The sequence below is a fragment of the Haloarchaeobius pelagicus genome (assembly GCF_051207375.1).
Lineage (GTDB): Archaea > Halobacteriota > Halobacteria > Halobacteriales > Natrialbaceae > Haloarchaeobius.
On the sequence record NZ_JBPJZD010000001.1, the window covers coordinates 1 to 16,496 of the forward strand.

The 16,496-nt window shown below is 65.9% G+C and carries 15 protein-coding genes, 2 tRNA genes and 2 rRNA genes; 8 read left to right on the forward strand and 11 right to left on the reverse strand.

What is annotated here, in order from left to right; all coding sequences use genetic code 11:
• The 3 genes from ACSC1S_RS00005 to ACSC1S_RS00015 all read left to right on the forward strand — a co-directional run.
• A 23S ribosomal RNA gene (locus ACSC1S_RS00005) occupies positions 1–241 on the forward strand; the annotation flags it as partial.
• A 126-nt stretch (positions 242–367) separates the two neighbouring features.
• Positions 368–489 (forward strand): 5S ribosomal RNA (rrf, locus tag ACSC1S_RS00010).
• 163 nt (positions 490–652) lie between these two features.
• Positions 653–728 (forward strand) — tRNA-Cys (locus ACSC1S_RS00015).
• A 72-nt stretch (positions 729–800) separates the two neighbouring features.
• Here ACSC1S_RS00015 and ACSC1S_RS00020 read toward each other — a convergent pair.
• Positions 801–1,847, reverse strand: a complete 1,047-nt coding sequence (locus tag ACSC1S_RS00020) for an enolase-like domain-containing protein (protein ID WP_435362621.1) — start codon at positions 1,845–1,847, stop codon at positions 801–803.
• Positions 1,848–1,999: 152 nt separating this feature from the next.
• On the opposite strand from ACSC1S_RS00020, the gene ACSC1S_RS00025 reads away from it, so the two are divergent.
• On the forward strand, positions 2,000–2,857 hold the full coding sequence (locus ACSC1S_RS00025) for a DUF8231 family protein (RefSeq protein ID WP_435362622.1): 858 nt from the start codon (positions 2,000–2,002) through the stop codon (positions 2,855–2,857).
• Between the two features lie 166 nt (positions 2,858–3,023).
• Here ACSC1S_RS00025 and ACSC1S_RS00030 read toward each other — a convergent pair whose 3' ends face one another.
• The 3 genes from ACSC1S_RS00030 to ACSC1S_RS00040 form a co-directional block, all read right to left on the reverse strand.
• Positions 3,024–5,339 (reverse strand): methyl-accepting chemotaxis protein, encoded by a 2,316-nt coding sequence (locus tag ACSC1S_RS00030; RefSeq protein ID WP_435362623.1) that lies wholly within the window; start codon positions 5,337–5,339, stop codon positions 3,024–3,026.
• A gap of 2 nt (positions 5,340–5,341) precedes the next feature.
• A complete protein-coding gene (locus ACSC1S_RS00035; protein ID WP_435362624.1) occupies positions 5,342–6,700 on the reverse strand; it encodes a DUF7405 family protein in 1,359 nt (452 codons plus the stop codon).
• 523 nt (positions 6,701–7,223) lie between these two features.
• Positions 7,224–7,297 (reverse strand) — tRNA-Lys (locus ACSC1S_RS00040).
• Between the two features lie 94 nt (positions 7,298–7,391).
• Between ACSC1S_RS00040 and ACSC1S_RS00045 the strand changes: the two genes are divergently transcribed.
• Positions 7,392–8,648 (forward strand): M20/M25/M40 family metallo-hydrolase, encoded by a 1,257-nt coding sequence (locus ACSC1S_RS00045; RefSeq protein WP_435362625.1) that lies wholly within the window; start codon positions 7,392–7,394, stop codon positions 8,646–8,648.
• Between the two features lie 10 nt (positions 8,649–8,658).
• Here ACSC1S_RS00045 and ACSC1S_RS00050 read toward each other — a convergent pair whose 3' ends face one another.
• A complete protein-coding gene (locus ACSC1S_RS00050) occupies positions 8,659–9,315 on the reverse strand; it encodes a DUF7119 family protein (RefSeq protein ID WP_435362626.1) in 657 nt (218 codons plus the stop codon).
• A gap of 51 nt (positions 9,316–9,366) precedes the next feature.
• The gene (locus ACSC1S_RS00055; protein ID WP_435362627.1) at positions 9,367–9,537 is read right to left on the reverse strand and encodes a DUF8595 family protein; all 171 of its coding nucleotides are present in this window, start codon (positions 9,535–9,537) and stop codon (positions 9,367–9,369) included.
• Positions 9,538–9,833: 296 nt separating this feature from the next.
• Here ACSC1S_RS00055 and ACSC1S_RS00060 point away from each other — a divergent pair, with 296 nt between their 5' ends.
• Positions 9,834–10,148 (forward strand): DUF8134 family protein, encoded by a 315-nt coding sequence (locus ACSC1S_RS00060; RefSeq protein WP_435316791.1) that lies wholly within the window; start codon positions 9,834–9,836, stop codon positions 10,146–10,148.
• A 75-nt stretch (positions 10,149–10,223) separates the two neighbouring features.
• A complete protein-coding gene (locus ACSC1S_RS00065; RefSeq protein ID WP_435362628.1) occupies positions 10,224–11,999 on the forward strand; it encodes a nitrite/sulfite reductase in 1,776 nt (591 codons plus the stop codon).
• Positions 12,000–12,015: 16 nt separating this feature from the next.
• On the opposite strand, the gene ACSC1S_RS00070 is transcribed toward ACSC1S_RS00065, so the two are convergent.
• Both ACSC1S_RS00070 and ACSC1S_RS00075 read right to left on the reverse strand, forming a co-directional pair.
• Positions 12,016–13,002, reverse strand: a complete 987-nt coding sequence (locus ACSC1S_RS00070; RefSeq protein ID WP_435362629.1) for a sodium:calcium antiporter — start codon at positions 13,000–13,002, stop codon at positions 12,016–12,018.
• A gap of 84 nt (positions 13,003–13,086) precedes the next feature.
• Positions 13,087–14,235 carry a hypothetical protein gene (locus ACSC1S_RS00075; protein ID WP_435362630.1) on the reverse strand — a complete coding sequence of 383 codons (1,149 nt, stop codon included), beginning with the start codon at positions 14,233–14,235 and terminating at the stop codon, positions 13,087–13,089.
• Positions 14,236–14,348: 113 nt separating this feature from the next.
• On the opposite strand from ACSC1S_RS00075, the gene ACSC1S_RS00080 reads away from it, so the two are divergent.
• On the forward strand, positions 14,349–14,627 hold the full coding sequence (locus ACSC1S_RS00080) for a DUF6360 family protein (protein WP_435362631.1): 279 nt from the start codon (positions 14,349–14,351) through the stop codon (positions 14,625–14,627).
• 2 nt (positions 14,628–14,629) lie between these two features.
• Here ACSC1S_RS00080 and ACSC1S_RS00085 read toward each other — a convergent pair whose 3' ends face one another.
• From ACSC1S_RS00085 to ACSC1S_RS00095, 3 genes are all read right to left on the reverse strand, one after another.
• On the reverse strand, positions 14,630–15,076 hold the full coding sequence (locus tag ACSC1S_RS00085) for a VOC family protein (RefSeq protein ID WP_435362632.1): 447 nt from the start codon (positions 15,074–15,076) through the stop codon (positions 14,630–14,632).
• A gap of 58 nt (positions 15,077–15,134) precedes the next feature.
• Positions 15,135–15,422, reverse strand: a complete 288-nt coding sequence (locus tag ACSC1S_RS00090; RefSeq protein ID WP_435362633.1) for a DUF8106 domain-containing protein — start codon at positions 15,420–15,422, stop codon at positions 15,135–15,137.
• A gap of 183 nt (positions 15,423–15,605) precedes the next feature.
• Entirely contained in the window at positions 15,606–16,463 is an 858-nt protein-coding gene (locus ACSC1S_RS00095; protein WP_435362634.1) for a ZIP family metal transporter, read from the reverse strand.
• Positions 16,464–16,496: the final 33 nt, after the last annotated feature.

Below are 16,496 nucleotides of genomic sequence, written 5' to 3' on the forward strand. Positions count from 1 at the left end.
CGTATAGTACGAGAGGAACTACGAATGGTGACCACTGGTGTACCGGTTGTCCGAGAGGGCACGTGCCGGGCAGCTACGTCACAAGGGGTAAGAGCTGAATGCATCTAAGCTCGAAACCCACATGGAAAAGAGGTGCCGCTGAGACCACTCGTAGAAGACGAGTTCGATAGACTCGGGATGTACGCGCCAAGGCAACGAGGCGTTCAGTCCGCGAGCACTAACAGGTCAAGCCACACAATCATACCGCATACTGGGACCTTCACCACATGGTGGAAGGTCCAGGCGTTAACTGGATTGCGTTTACATTACGGTCTCAAAGACCACCGATATTGGATCGTTGTCGCGGTTCGATTCCGCGGATCGGCGTTAAGGCGGCCAGAGCGGTGAGGTTACACCCGTACCCATCCCGAACACGGAAGTTAAGCTCACCTGCGTTTGGGCGAGTACTGGAGTGCGCGAGCCTCTGGGAAAATTCATTCGCCGCCTCCACTCATACTACGAAGCCACACACCCACTGCGGGTGTGTGGCTTTCTTCATTTATAGCTCGGGGAGTGCCGACAGTGGTCGGTGCTGTCCGGGTGCGTTCGGTGACGGAGTGGCAACACCGTATCGCTACGTTTAAACGCCAGAAAGCAGTACTATCTGTTGCGTGCCAAGGTGGCAGAGTCCGGCCGAACGCAGCGGCCTGCAGAGCCGCCCATCGCCGGTTCAAATCCGGCCCTTGGCTTCTTTCGAATTCGATCGGTGAGCGACTGGTCTTGATTGCAGGGTGCGTCGTGGAGGCAGATTGTCCGAGTCGTCACGCCCAGTCGAGCCCGTTCGGCTCCACCGGCGCAGGCAACGGACTCGTCGGCAGCCCCGCGTCCAGCTCGGGGTCGTTGTACCCGCCGGGGGCCACGTCGTTGGGGGCGTCGGGGTAGAACAGTGAGGCGAGCGCCTGGATGTGGTCGCGCCCGACCGCGAGTTCGAACTGGCCGCCGCCGTACATCGTGATGTCTCGTTCGAAGCAGTAGTCGATGGTGTCGAGGAGGGATTCGACGGTGCCGAACCGCGAGGGTTTGATGTTGAGCCACTGGGGTTCGAACGGGAGGGATTCGACGCTCTCGATGCCGGTGATGGGGTAGTCCCAGCTGACGCGGGCTTCGTGGTCGTCGAAGATGTGTCGAGTGTCGTCGGTGAGCCCGGGGTCTTCGATGACGCTGTCCGGGAATCCTTCGACGACGCGCCGGTAGAGGTCGGGGTCGGGTGCCTGGTCGACGCTCGTGCCCTCGTAGAGACCCTTGAGGTCGAGGACCCGGATCGCTCCGGTCTCGGCGAGGCTGGCGACGAGGTCGTCGTCCCAGTCGGGGGTCGGGTCGAGTTTGAACTCGGCGTCGGGGAAGACGCGCTGGACCGCGTCGATGCGGTCGAACGTCGGCGGGTCGCCGAGGCGGGTGCTGACGATGAAGCGGACGGGGTCGTAGGACCGCCCGAGTGCCGCCCCGAGCGAGGTTCCGGCCTGCTTGAGCGCGAGGTCGAGGGCGGCGCTCTCGACGGCCCAGCGCCGGTAGTGGTGGGCGGTGTCGCGTTCGGGTGGCTGTGCGAACAGCGAGACGTCGTCGAGGAAAGCGGAGAACGTCTCGTGTGTGTACGTGCCCGCGAAGTCGAAGTCGTGGGCTTCGAGGAGCGCGTCGTGGTCCGGGGTGTCGTAGGTGACGTCCTCGCCGCGGCCGACGTGCCCGTCGCCGTGGAGTTCGAACACCGTGGAGACGCGGGTGAAGTCACTCGAGGTGTCGCGCTCGTGGCGGGTCAGTTCGTAGTCGTCGATGTCGAGGGGGAGGTCGGCAAGCGCGTCGTACAGTCCCATGGAGAGTTCGTTGGACAGACAGGGGGAAGGGTCTGCCGCCGACCTGGTGTCGACGGTTGTTCGTGAGTGCGCCGGAGGGGACCAGTGACGGTCGGTCTCACCGGTTGAGAGAGTTAGTAATCGTTATACGCGGGGCGTACTACGCCCCACACATGCAACGACGAGCAGCGGCGGCGTACGTCGCTATCTTCCTCGTACTCACAGTGGGGGCGTACGCGTTCATCACGATCGCGGAAGCACCCGAGGTGGGTCTCGAGAACCCGGATGCCACGTTGAAATCGGGAGACACCATCACGGTCGACGGTCGGCAGTACAACGCGGCCGAGGTCTCGGCGAGTGAGTCGTCCGGTGGCGGCCACGGCGGCGGTGGTGGCGTCACCTACACGGCCAAGCTGGTCTGGGTGAACGAATCCGCGACGACCTCCGAGACGTGGACGAACAACACGACGGTCACCTACGAGGACACGACCTACCGCGCGTTCATCGAGAACACGTCCTCGCCGAATGAGGTCACGCTCCGCTGGGAGCCCGGTGACCAGTACAGCCCGCAGTGGGTCGACGGCACCCAGTACATCGACGGCGACCTCGACAAGCCGGACCGGCAGGCCGTCACCGTCGAGGAGTTCATCGCGTCCTCGGACAACAGCTCCATCCAGACGCGCACGCTCGAGGTCTCCGGGGAGACGATGACCTTCAAGGGCAACGAGAGCACGGTAACCCGCGCTCCCGAGACCATCACCTTCACGTGGACTTCGCCCACGGAGAACGAGGTCTCGTTCGGCCAGAACGCGAACGTGTCCCTCAACGGTGTCGCGTACGCTGCGCACTTCCCGACCGATGACTCGGTCGAGCTCAAGCGTGGCGAGTCCGCTCAGCAGTCCCTCGCGGCATCCATCGAGACCGAACACCGCTTCAAAGAGCGCATCAACGGTGTCTGGGGCGTCGTCCTCGTCGGTGGCACCGGCCTCATCCTGCTGGTCGCCTTCGCGTTCCTCCCGCGCAAGGAGTAACGCGACTCGTCTTCTTCGGTAGCGACCGTTTCCTCACGACTCGACTTCGCTCCCCGAGCCCTGCGTGCGGAACCTGTCTCGGATATCGAGTCGAACAGACCGGTGTCTCGCCTGGGTTGCCGTCGCGTGTCCCTTCGGTCTCGAAAAAAGTGTAACGGCGTCGCGGTCAGTCCTCGCCGCTCGGCGTCGTCGTGTCTTCGAGCTGTCGGTCGGCAGGCGTCTTCGTGGCTGCGGCCTTGCCGTCGACATCGGTCTCGAAGCGGTCGAGCGCGTCGCTCAGCTGTCTCGCCTGCTTGGCGAGGCCGTTCGCGTTCTTCGTCACCGAGGACAGCGCCGAGGTCTGTTCCTCGGTCGCTGCGGCGACGCTCTCGGTCTCCGCGGTGGTCTCTTCGGCGATACTCGCGGCGTCTTCGACCATGGAGACGACCTCCTGGGTCGTCATGGACTGGCGCTCCGCCACGGTCGAGATCTCCTGGACGCCGTCGTTCGTCTTGCGGGCGTACTCGGCGATCTCGTCTAGTGCGTCGACCGCGTTCTCGACGGCGTCGACGTGCGTCTCGATGCTGGCTGCGGTCGTCTGCACCTCGTGTGCGGTACGGTCGGTCTCGTCCTGCAGGTTCTCGAGGCTGCCCTCGATGGACTGGACGGCCTCCTTCGTGTCCTGGGCGAGGTCTTTGACCTGCTGGGCGACGACGGAGAACCCTTCCCCGGACATCCCGGAGCGGGTCGCCTCGATGTTGGCGTTCAGCCCGAGCATGTTGGTCTGGTCGGCGACCTCGGAGATGAACTCGATGAGCTCGTCGATCTGTTCCATCTCGGCCTCGAGCGATTCGATGGCCTCGACGGCGCGCTCGGACTTCTCCTCTATCTCGCGCATCCCGGCGATGGCCTCCTGTGCGGCCTCTCGGCCGCGGTTCCCGGTCTCGGCCGTCAGCTCGGCGATGTCTGCGACCTCGTTCGAGGAGACGGCGACCTCCTCGATGGTGGCAGAGAGGTCGCTCATCTCCTGTGAGACCTCCTGGAAGCGATTGCTCTGTTCTTCGGCACCGTCGGATATCTGCTGGGTGGAGGCCGTGACCTGCTGACTGGACTGCTGGACCTCTTCGGCTCCGGCGACCACCTGTTCACTCGCGGCGGCGACGTCGGTCGCGAACGCGTTGATGTGGTTCAGGGTCTTCTCCATCCCGGCGACCATCGCGTTGAAGTCGGTCGCGATCTGCTCCATCGCCTCGCTCTCGCTCTGGGTGTTCATCCGCTGGGTGAGGTCACCCTTGGCGATGGCCGAGAGGGTGTCGCCGTACTCGGTCGCCTTCTGCTCCAGATGGCGGTTCATCTGTTCGGCCTCGCGGCGGCGGCGGTCGGCTGCCTCGCGGGCCTCCTTCGCCTCCGTGATCTGTTCGCGGAGCGAGTCACGCATCTCCGCGAGCGTCGCGGCGAGTGTGCCGATCTCGTCGGTCCGTCTGGACTCGATGTCCGCGTCGAGGTCGCCGTCACGCATCTGGCGGGCACCGCCGGCCAGCGAGCGCAGCGACTTCGTGGTGCTGCGCCCGATGGTGAGACCGACGAGTCCGAGTGAGATCAGCGCCACGGCGATGAGGCCGCCCAGTCCTTCGCGGACGGTCGAACTCAGTGCGTAGGCGTTCTCCGTCGGGGCGTGGATGAGCACGACCCAGTTCGTCGAGTCGAGCGAGGCGTAGCCGACAAGTTCGTCGCCCTGTGTCTCCTCGACGCCGGATTCACGACCCGCAGCCTGACTGAGAACCAGTTGCTGGTTCTGGTCGGTGAGTGCGGTCCCGTTCTCGGGTGACGCGACGACCGTCCCGTCGGTCGTCACGACGCGGGTGAAGCCGTCGGCGACGGGCTGTTCGAGTTCCGTCGTCTCCCCGGTCGGGTTGATCATGAAGACGACGACCCGGTTCTCGACGTTCGGAACGGGCGTGAGGACGGCGACGACGGGGAAGTCAGCGATGGGGATGCTGAACGGCTTCGAGACGTACACCTCGTCCGGGCCATCGAACCCTTCCTTGATCTTCGAGACGAACGGTGCGCCCTGTTTCGCGGGCTTGACGCCGACGAACTTGTCCTTCGAACTGGTCATCACCTGCCCCTTCGAGGTGTCGACGTAGTGGATGGCGACGACCTCGTCCGACACCTGCCCCTCGTTCACGAGCTCTTTCAACTTCGGCTGTATCTGCTCGGGGTCGTCGGTCTGGAGCGTGTGGAGTTCAGAGACCGTCCGCGCCTGGCGTTTGTTCCCTTTGACCCACTGGTCGAGTTCGTTCGCCTGCACCTGGGCGGCAAGCGAGAGGTCGCCCTCGGCGTCCTGTTTGACCTCGGTCGCGGTCTGGGCCTGGACGAGGTAGCCGGCGACCAGCATGAGCAGGACGGCTCCGAGGAGCGCGAACCCGAGCTTTCTGGCGTAGCTCCGGCGTACCCATCCCCACGGCGTGGGGATGCCGGAGCTGTCTGTGTCTTCCGCCATCGTCACGGGCTCGCGGGGGGCAGCGCACGAAGGTCACGCGGCGGCACCAGGAAGGTGGCGCGGCTCTGTACCTTGAAGTGACCCTGGATTCCGTGGTCTTTCAGCTGGACTTCGGACTCGGCCGGGTCGGGGTCGTCGGCGTCCCAGTCGACGAACGCCATCGCCTTCCGGACGCTGATGAAGTCGTCGATGCGTCGCTGGTTCGAGATGAACTGGGTGTGGGCGCGACCACCGTCCGTCGAGGGGAAGTCCCGGCGCAGGATCAGCGGCCGGCCGTCCTCCCAGTCGGGGTCGTCGACGCGGGCGCGGGCCAGCTTCTGTGCGTGGCCGACGACGCCCTTGTCTTCGGCGTCCTCGGCGGTCTCCGCGGCGGCGTCTCCCATCGACTTCTCGTCGCTGGGGGCACTCGTCCCATCCCTCTCCGCGAGTTTGCGGCCGAACTCGCCGGTCTCGTCGAGGGTGTGGCTCGGGCTGTACATCCGCTCGATGCGCTCTTCGATGTCGTGTTTCCCGTACCACTGCTTGAGGTTGTTGTCGAGAAGCAGGGACACCTGCTCGGTTGTGCCGTCTGCGAACGGCCCCTCCTGAATGGCCACGTCGTCCTCGCTCGGCTGGCTGTCGGTGAACAGCGACTTGAAGCCGAAGAAGACGGACGCGCCCTCCTCGATGGGGTTCTTGCCCTGGAGGTCCTCGTCCCACCGCTCTTTCGGGTTCCCGATGAAGCCGGTCCGACGGTCCGTCTTCTCGAACACGCCAGAGAGGTCGGTCTCGACGTCGACACCGTTGACCTCGTCGACGGCCCCGAACAGCGCCTCCTCGGCCTCCAGCAGCACGTGGGCGTGCTTGCTGGCGAGATGCAGGTGGGCGTCGGCGTGGTCGGCCTCTATCTTCCCGCTACTGGCGATGTCGGTCTCGTCGATGATGTCCTCGGGCGGCCGCATCCCGGCGGACTCGGGCAGGTCCTCGTCGAACCGGTCGAAGTACGACAGGGAGTACCCGATGGTGAACATCAGCCCCTCGTTGTCCCACTCGTAGGCGTCTTCCAGGGTCTGGAGCGCGGCTTCGACCTGCTCGCGGTCCGCTTCGGTCGGCGTTCCGTCGCCGGTGTAGTCTACCAGGAGCTGTAGGTGGTGCGCTGGCGTCTTCGCGAGGCCGGTCAGCCCGTTCTTCGGCATGAAGTCGTTCCAGGCGTACTGCCGTGCCGGCAGCCCCTCGGTGCTTCCCTGGAGCACCGGTTCCCCGCGGGCCTTGGCCGCGAACATCGCACTGGTCCCCCCGATGGCGAGTGCGGTCTTCATGAACTCGCGCCGTTCTATCCCGTGGTCTTCGTCATCCGTCGACCTGCTGTGTGGACAGGGCATGCTATGACAACCACACTGTACTTATATGTAATAAAATTAATCACCAATCCACATGGCCTATGGTTTTATTACCCTTGGTCACCGAGCTTGCTTCCGTTCTGCCCTGACCCACCTGCAACGAAGCGGCGTCTAGAAGAATCAATTTATCAACTCACCTGTTACGATTAAAATCTTCTGGATAGAAAGCTATTGGACGATGGTGTGTCGGTGGATTCACAGGGCGAAGGTGACCGATTCCGAACCTGGCGACTGGTCTCTTCAAGAGCCTCTAGCCGCGTTGCTCGTCACGTCCGTGACTTCGCAGGAAAACGGGACGGGAGGGACTTGAACCTCACTCGCTCCGCGTTCGCTTCGCTCGCTGGTTCAAGTCCTCCATGGCGTTTTCACTGCTCACTATCGTTCGCAGGAAAACGGGCCGGGAGGGACTTGAACTACGCCCAGACGTGCTCGCTTCGCTGCGCGCGACTGGTCTTTTCAAGACCCTCAAGCCGCTTCACTCGTCACCTCCGTGACTTCGCAGAAGCGGGCCGGGAGGGACTTGAACCCCCGACCGTCTGGTTAAAAGCCAGACGCTCTGCCGAACTGAGCTACCGGCCCCGTACTGCGAAATTGTTCCGGCGACAGTTAAATGGTTATCGTTCTGTCGGGGCGTAGCGAGGGTGTTTTAGCGCCCCGTATCTTGCTCGAAAATATGACCGCATTCGCCGGCTACGACGAGGAGTTGCGGGCGTTTCTCGAGGAGTTGTTGCGATTCGACACGACCGATGGGGGTGAACTCGCGGCCCAGCGCTGGCTTCGCGAGCAGTTCGAGTCGTTCGGGTTCGAGACGTACGAGTGGGTGGCCGACGCGGACGAACTGGCCGCACACCCGTCGTTCCCGGACGACCCCGCCGAGATCGAGACGGTGGCCCGGCCCAGCGTCGCGGGTGTGGTCGAGCTCGGGGACCCGGAGGCGGGGCCGACCATCGTCCTGAACGGGCACGTCGACGTGGTGCCGGCGACCGAGAGCGCGTGGGACACGGACCCCTTCGAGCCGTCGTGGAACGGGTCCGAGGTGACGGCACGGGGTGCTGCGGACATGAAATCGGGGCTTGCCGTGGCGGTGTTCGTGGCGCGCCACCTCGCCGAGGTGGCCGAGTTCGACGGGCGAATCGTGGTCGAATCCGTCGCCGGCGAGGAGGAGGGCGGTATCGGGGCGGCTGCGGCTGCGCTGTCGAACCCGTACCCCTTCGACCGGGACGCGGCCATCGTCACCGAACCGACCGAGCTGGACGTGGTGACGGCGGTCGAGGGGAGCGCGATGATGGAGCTCCGTCTGGAGGGCCGGTCCGCGCACGCGGCGACGCGCTGGCGCGGCGAGTCGGTGCTCCCGCACTTCGAGACGATTCGGCAGGCCTTCGCGGAGCTCGAGGCCGAGCGCGAGGAGCGCGTGACCCACCCACTGTACGACGAGTTCCCGATCAAGTGGCCGGTCAGCTTCGGGACGGTCCACGCCGGGAACTGGGCGTCGGCGGTCCCCGACGAGCTGGTCGCACAGGTGCGAATCGGCGTTGCGCCGGGCGAGACGGTCGCGGACGTGGAGGCCGAGTTCCGCGAGCGCCTCGAATCGGTCGCCGCGGAGAGCGAGTGGCTCAGTGAACACCCGCCCGAGTTCGAGCGTTTCTCCATCCAGTTCGAGTCGGCCGAGGTCGACCCCGGGGAGCCGGTCGTCGGGGCGGTCCAGGCCGCGGCCGCGGCGGCCGGGCTGAACAGCGAGCCACGCGGGGCGACCTACGGGGCAGACAGCCGACACTACGAAGACGCAGGCATCCCGACGGTGCTGTTCGGGCCGGGGAGCATCGAGCAGGCACACTTCCCGAACGAACGAATCGACTTCGAGGACGTGCTGACGGCGGGGTCGGTACTGGTCGATGCAGTCGAGCGGTTCTGCCGCGAGAACCAGCGCTAGTCCGCGAGAATCAGAGGTACTCTTCGAGGGCGTCCGCGACGGCGTCGTCGACCGATTTGCTCTCGATGGCGGCGTGTCGCCGGAGCTCCCGGTACACGTCCGCGGGAAGCGTCACGGTGAGTTCGCCGAGGTTCACGTCGTGTTCTGCCAGGGCGTCGTCGACGGGCACACCGTCGTTGACGGCGCTGGCGATGGTCCGCACCTCGCGGACGGTGAGGTCGCCGTCGAGGGTGGCCCACGCGAGCTGGAACCGTGCCTCGCCGCCGACGCGGGCGATGTGCTTGGCGGCGGTCGGGGCGATGTGGCCCATCGCGACGTGCCGGCGGATGGACTGGGGCAGGTCGTGGACGCGGGCCCACTTCCGGATGAACGAGACCGTTGCGGGGTCGCCCGCGCGTTCTGCCGCGACCTTGTAGGACCCGGTGCCACGGACGAGTGCGGCACAGGCGGCGGCACCGCGCAGCATGTAGACGTTGTCGCTGCCGCCGACGGTGTTCTGGGCGAACTGGTGGACCGTCTCGGCGGCCTCGGCGACGCTCTCGGGGTCATCAGGGTCGAACTCGACCGCGTCCCGGGCGCGCTCGCCGGTCACGGCGGGGTCGCCACGGATGACGGGCTCGCCGACCGGCGATTCGCGGCCGGCACCGGGGGGAGGGTCGTCTGTCATAGACTTGGGTTTCTCGCCATCAGTGAAAAACACCTCGCTGGTGTGCGTGGGTTACTCCTCGTCGCGCTGGTCGGAGAGGTGCTCCCAGATCTCGGTACAGCCCGCGCCCACGTCGACGTCACGGAGGTGCTCGTCGTGGCGCTTCTTCTTGCCACGTCGCTTCGTGCTCGGTTCGTCCTCTGTCTCGGCTTCGTGTTCGTGTTCGACGTCCTGCTGTGTCATCTGTCTCCCTCCGGTTCGTACAGCTCGGGAGCGACGTCTGCTGACGCGTGCTGGCGTTCGGTAGTCGACTCGTCGGTCATCGACCCTTCCTATGTCAGCTACAGGTATAACCGGCGCTGCAGCCACAATCGTGTCCGCCACTACCTGATACCGGATACTGCGGCCGGTATCTGTGACGCCGCCACGTCGGGCGATTCGGCCGCCTGCTGGTGGTTGGGGACGCGGGCGGCGTCACCGACGACGCGAACCTTTGCACGAGGCGACGGAAGGAGGCATCCCGAAGCCGTACCGGGTGTATGGCCACGCAACTGCGGGTCCTCGACGACGGCGCGTGGATCAGCGTCAACAACGAGCGCCAGGTGCCAAACAGCGACATCTGGCCGCTCGCGACGACAGACTTCTGTGACTGTGATATCGCCTACGTGGTGCTCGAAGCGTTCACCGAGGTGGGGGTCGACCGCCACCTCGTCGAGGTGTGTGCGGTCGGGCAGTGCATCGACTGCGGGACCGAGGGATTCCTCGACTGGCTGCCGGTTGGCCGGGTCAGCGACGGCGAATTCCATCCCTTCGACCCGACCCAGCTCCGGGCGACGCTCGAACCTGGCAAATAGTTCCGGTAGTCGGGAGTACCGGGGCTACCTGACGAGGGAGGCGCTGGTTTAGTGCTAGAGACGGTATGCGCTTCTATGCCGACTGACGTCGAGGAGTGGAAGTCCGAGCTTTACGGCACGGACATCCGCGCCCATATGGAACGGTTCGCCGAGGAGGGCTGGGACGCCATCCCGGAAGACGAGCGAGACGCCTGGTTCGAGCGCTTCAAGTGGTACGGCCTGTACCACCAGCGCGCCGGTCAGGAGTCCTACTTCATGATGCGTATCGGGCCGCCGGCTGGCGTGCTCGAACCTGGCCAGCTCCGCAAGATAGGCGAGGTCGCCAGGGAGTACTCCCAGGGGCCCGCCGAGAACCCCGAGTTCGGGAACGGGTGGGCCGACGTGACCACCCGCCAGGCCATCCAGCTCCACTGGATCACCATCGAGGACGTGCCCGCCATCTGGGACGAACTCGAATCTGTGGGTCTCTCTAGCCTGCAGGCGTGTGGTGACTCGTGGCGTAACATCGTCGGCTGTCCCGTCGCCGGCAAGGACAAGCACGAGCACGTCGACGCACTGCCGACCATCCACGAGCTCAACGACCGCTTCAAGGGCAACGAGGAACACTCGAACCTGCCCCGGAAGTGGAAGGTCTCCGTGACGGGCTGCCGCGAGGGCTGTGGTCAGGGCGACATCAACGACCTCGCGCTCGAACCCGCCACGAAGGAGATCGACGGCGAAGCAGTGAAGGGCTACAACATCCGCGTCGGCGGCGGTCTCTCCCGGAACGAGGAGCGCCTCGCCCGCGACATCGACGTCTTCGCGACGCCCGAGCGCGTCGCCGACGTCGCCGGCGGCATCTCGCTGCTGTTCCGCGAGTACGGCGATCGCGACAACCGCTACAACGCCCGCATCAAGTTCCTCGTCGACGAGTGGGGCACCGAGAAGCTCCGCGAGACGCTCCAGGAGGAATTCGTCGACTTCGAACTCCACACCGCCGGCGAGGACCTGCGCGCCGAGTACACCTACAACGCTGGCTACGAGAAGGGCGGCCACCACGACCACGTGGGCATCCACCAGCAGGCGGACGGCAACTACTACGTCGGCCTGAACTGCCTCGTTGGCCGCGTCGGTGCGGACGACGTCATCGCGATGGCGGACGCCGCCGAGGAGTACGCCTCCGGTGAGGCCCGCCTCACCCAGCGCCAGAACATCATCCTCACGGACGTGCCCGAGGAGAACCTCGACGACCTGCTCGCCGAGGACGTCTTCGAGCACTACTCGCCGGACCCGCACCCGTTCATGCGTGGCTCCATCGCCTGTACGGGCACCGAGTTCTGCTCGCTCTCCATCGTCGAGACGAAGAACCGCCAGGTGCGCTACGCCCGCTGGCTGAAGGAGAACGTCGAGCTCCCCGAGGGCGTCGATGACTTCCACATCCACCTCTCGGGCTGTACGGCCTCCTGCGCCCAGCCCCAGATCGCCGATATCTCCCTGCGCGGGATGAAGACGCGCAAGAACGGCGAGCCCGTCGAGGCCCTCGACATCGGTCTCGGTGGCGGTCTCGGCGAGAACCCGAACTTCGCGGAGTGGGTCACCGAGCGCGTCCCGGCCGACGAGGTCCCGGGTGCCATCGAGAACCTGCTCGCGAACTTCGAGGACCAGCGCGAGGGCGGCGAGAGCTTCCGCGCGTTCGTGGCCGACCGCGACGCCGAGGAACTCGCCGAACTGGTTGAGCCCGAGGAGACCAGCTACGAAGACCCGTTCATGCACAACACGAAGCGGACGTGGTACCCCTACGCCGAGGACGACTCCATGGACGCGAGTCCCGCCCCGAACGCGGCGGACGGCACGCCGCTGGCGGACGACTGAGGCTGGGCCGGGACAGTCACTGCCCGGCGAACAGCAGCAGTCGGCCGCTGACGAAGGTGAAGTACGCGACGACCATGTAGAACCCTTCTCTCCTGCCGAGACTCCCTTTCCCGAGCGTCCACACCCACCCGAGCACGACGACGCCGGCGAGTATCTTCACCGGGAGGTCCCACACCACGACGGCCTCGGGGACCTGGTACGTCGAGATGACCCCGCCGAGCCCGATGGCGAGCAGCGGGTTCACGATGTTGCTCCCGACGAGGGTCCCGACGGCGATGTCCGGTGCGCGCCGGCGTAGTCCCTCGAACACGGTCGAGAGTTCGGGCAGGGCCGACGCGAGCCCGATGGTGACGAGACCGACCATCGAGCCGCCGAGCCGGAGCCGGGCGACGATGGTCTCGACCGTCGTGAGGACGATGTACGCGCCGACGATGACCCCGACCAGCCCGAGGACCGCGATGAGCGCGTCGCGGCCGACCCGTTTGCTCTCGGGCTCCGGCGGCACCCCGCCGCGCTCCCGGTGCGTCACGGCGTAGTAGGTGTGGGCCACGTACGCCCCCAGCAGGACCAGCCCGTCGAGCCGCGAGATGGTCCCATCGAAGGCGACGGCCAGGACGAGCACAGACGCCAGCACCATCGGGACGAACGTCGAGGTGAGAAAGACCTGCCGGGGCCGATACCGGCCGAACCCCACGAGGAAGATACCGAACAGCAACAGCTGCTGGGTCACCGACGAGCCCATGTTCCCGCCGAGGACGGTCGCCGACGTGACCGTGTAATCGAGGGCTCCCGAGACGATTCCGAGGGAGGCGATGACGTGCGAGCCGATCTCGGGGAGACTCGTCCCGACCGCGACGATGGTCACTCCGACGACCACGTCCGGCACGTCGTAGTGCTTCGCCAGCCGGATGAGCGCCCCGACCGCCGCCTGGGCACTCTTGACGAGTATCGCCAGGGCGAGTGCCCCCAGAAGCAGTGGTTCGAGGACGGCGACGTTGACCATACCGGTCCCGTCGGCCGGCTGGTATTTGAGGATTGCTGGGATGTCGACGCTGGCGGCGGTGTCGGCCGTCGCTGCCGCCGACTGTCAGTCGACCGTGACGTCGAAGACGTAGGTGTTCGTCTCCCGGCGCGCTGCGAACATCAGTGGCGGGGAGAACTCGGCGGGCGTGACGCCTGTCGGCTTGCTCCCGCGAGCGACGTTCATGTGGCTCGTCTGGTCCCAGTCGTCGGCCTTGTACAGGTACGTCTCGACGCCGGGGTCGATGGGCTGGTCCAGCCCGCGGTGGGTGGCCTCCTCTTGCCCCTCGGCGAACAGCATGACGGTGCTGTTGGGCTCGAACGCCACGCCGTCCTCGATGACCAGCCGCACGAACCGGCCGTCGTCGGTGAGACTCGCGGACACCTTCGGGACGCCCGCCTTCGCGTCGGGTAACCACTCCGGCTCCGACACCGATGCCTCCCCGAGGTCGTCGATACTGAACTCGCTCACGTACTGTATCTCCTCGCCGTCGCGGTCCTGTATCGTGGTGGCCGCGTCGACGCTCCGGATGACCGCGTTCTGGTCGACCCGCATCGTCGCGTCGATGGACTGTATCGTGCCGCGGTGGTAGCCCGGAATCGCCGACGCGTCCGCGACGGTGTCCGTTTCGAGTTCCCACATCGGGTCGTCCCCGTCCTCGACGAACGTCGGCGCGCCCCAGTCACCGGCGGTGAGCAGCGGTTCTATCTCCTGGTCCCATGTGACCTCCCCGATGTCGAACCCCTCCTCGTCGTTCCCGTAGGTGTAGTGGTCGCCCATGTTCTCGCGCCAGTAGGCGTCGGTCCCCGACCGGTAGATGTCGACCGGGTTCCCGCTGTCCCCACGCGTGAACGACCCGAGCGAGGTGCCCGACTCGACCGCGAACTCCTTTTGCCACTTCACGAACGACCGGTTCGTGTTTATCTTCGTCCACGAGACGCGGAAACTCGCCTGCTGGAGCTCCTTCACGTGGAACGCGTAGAGGTAGTCCTCCGGGCCATCCTCGGCGAGCCCGTCGGGCAGGTCGGGTTCGCCGGTCGACGCTGTCGTGGTCTCTGGTGGTTCGGTTTCAGTTGCAGCCGTCGTCGCCGTGTCTGCGTGCGTCGCCGTCGCTCCGGTTTTGGTCCCCGTCGCCCCCTCGTCGCCAGAACTCAACCGCAAACACCCCGCAGCGGCCACTCCGGAGAGCGACCCCAGCAACGCCCGTCGTTTCATACGCGAACCTATCAGGAAGTCTTGATAAGCGTACTGGCTGTCAGGTCCGCCCGGCCCATCGCACACTCGCCGCTGACGAGCGGCCTAAGTGCCCTCGCACCCTGCCCCCGAACATGGCTGACCGACTGCTCAAGGTCAACGCGTACACGACCCTCGACCTCATCGACGCCGAGGCCCGGGGCCACGATTTCACCGAGGAGGGCTTCTCGGTGGCGAACGTCACCACCGACGACGATGGCAGGGTCCTCCTGCAACTGGAACTCGACAACATGACAGAACAGAACCTGCCGGCACACGTCGACGAACTCTCGCTCGACCCGGACCAGGCGCGGACGCTGGCGGCGGCGCTAGAGAAGTCTGCCGAGAAGGCGGCCGACGACGGCGGCGAGTAGTCTCAGATATCGAGCGTCCTGAACGGCGTCTCCGGCGGCGGGGTGCTCGTGTTGAGTTCCCACTCGACGCCGTTGGTGTCGACGACGAAGGCAGCCGACTTGCGCTGGTCGACGTCGCAGTCGAGGTCGCGGGCGCGGTCGCAGATGTCGCCGAGTTCGCCCTCGCTCACCGAGAGCGCGATGTGGTCGACGTGACCGCCGTCTGGAGCCGACGGGTCGTGCGAGAGTGCCAGGGCGAGCCCGTCGCGGCCGACGAACGTCAGTCCGGGCTCGACGCCGGCGTCCCTGGCGTCGGGCCAGTCCACGCCCTCGGGCAGGGCACCGAAGTCTCCGTCGAGGCTGCCCTCTCTGAACAGCACGTCGAGGTCGAACAGCTCACAGTAGTACGATTCTGCGGCGGCCACGTCGGGGACGGCGAGCGCAACGTGATGCAGGCCACCAATTGTCATACCTAAGATAACGGACTGGACAGGTAAAAAGACCGTACCGGGCTCTGGTGTCGTTCCGTCAGAACGACGGGCACCAGGAGGTGGCGGCGCGCTGGACCGCCCGGAGGTAGTCGTTCCAGGAGCCGAGCGGGGCGAACGCGGCACCGACCTGCCGGGCCAGGGGCCCGGGTTCCTCGAAGGAGGGTCGGACGGTGATGGTCGATTCACAGTTCGGGCAGTTGTAGGCGGTCTCTCTGGCACCCTCTGCGAGGACCCAGTCGCCGTCGACCGGCGCCTCGTGCGCACAGTCGGGACAGAACAGCGTCGACTTGCACGGTGTGGAGGGACCGGCGGCAGTACACGTCATGTGGGGTACTCGGAACTGCAGCACCAAAAGGACACTCTGTGGGTGTCAACAGGGGCCAATAGTGGTGTTCACACCCATCCCGGACCTATCTGAAGACGCTATATTCTGGGGGATGGTGGCGTCCCGTTTCGATTGACTAGATGAATGTGGTGTGTCATAGTGTGACATTCCCCCCGCCCTTGCCTACCCGAGCGCCACGTCGAGCGAGAGCATCAGCATCACGCCGACCATCGTCCCGAGGGTCGCGATGCGCTCGTTCCCGCGGGCGTGGGTCTCGGGCATTATCTCGTCGCTGATGACGAACAGCATCCCGCCCGCGGCGAACCCCATCGCGTAGGGGAGGATCGGTTCGGCCATCGAGACGGCGAGCGCGCCGAACAGCGCGAGCGGAATCTCGACCAGCCCGGCCCGGATGCCCGCGAAGGCGGCGTAGAAGCGCTTCCCGAGGCCGGCGTTGATGGCCGCGATGGAGACCGCCAGCCCCTCGGGGATGTTCTGGATGCCGATGGCGAGCATGAGCGAGATGGCGTTGCCCAGCGCGCTCTGGCCGTCGACGGTCGCGCCCGGGTGGATGGCAGCCGAGCCGAAGCCGACCCCGACCGCGAGTCCCTCGGGCATGTTGTGCAGCGTGATGGCGACGATGAACAGCAGGACGGAGGCGACCCGGGCGTCGTCGCCGCGGCCTTCGAGCCGTTGTTTCCCCGTGATAGCGACGTGAACGTGTGGGACCCAGGCGTCGGCCCGGTCCAGCAGCGCGACGCCGGCGAAGAAGCCGACGATGACAGGAAAGAGGTTCCCGCCGGCGAGTTCGATACCCGGCAGGATGAGGCTCGTGAAGCTCGCCGAGAGCATCACGCCGGCGGCGAACCCGAGCGCGCCGTCGAGCGCGCGCTGTGACGGGTTCTCCCAGACGAAGACGAGCAGCGCGCCGAACATGTTCATACCCGCGATGACGAGGCCGCCGACCAGCCCCCAGAGCAGGGCGCTGTGGCCGAACCACAGGGTGAACTGCTGTTCGACGCTCGCGACGAATCCCGGCATTCGTTCGGGAGTACTCGGCCGCCAGAAAAGAAC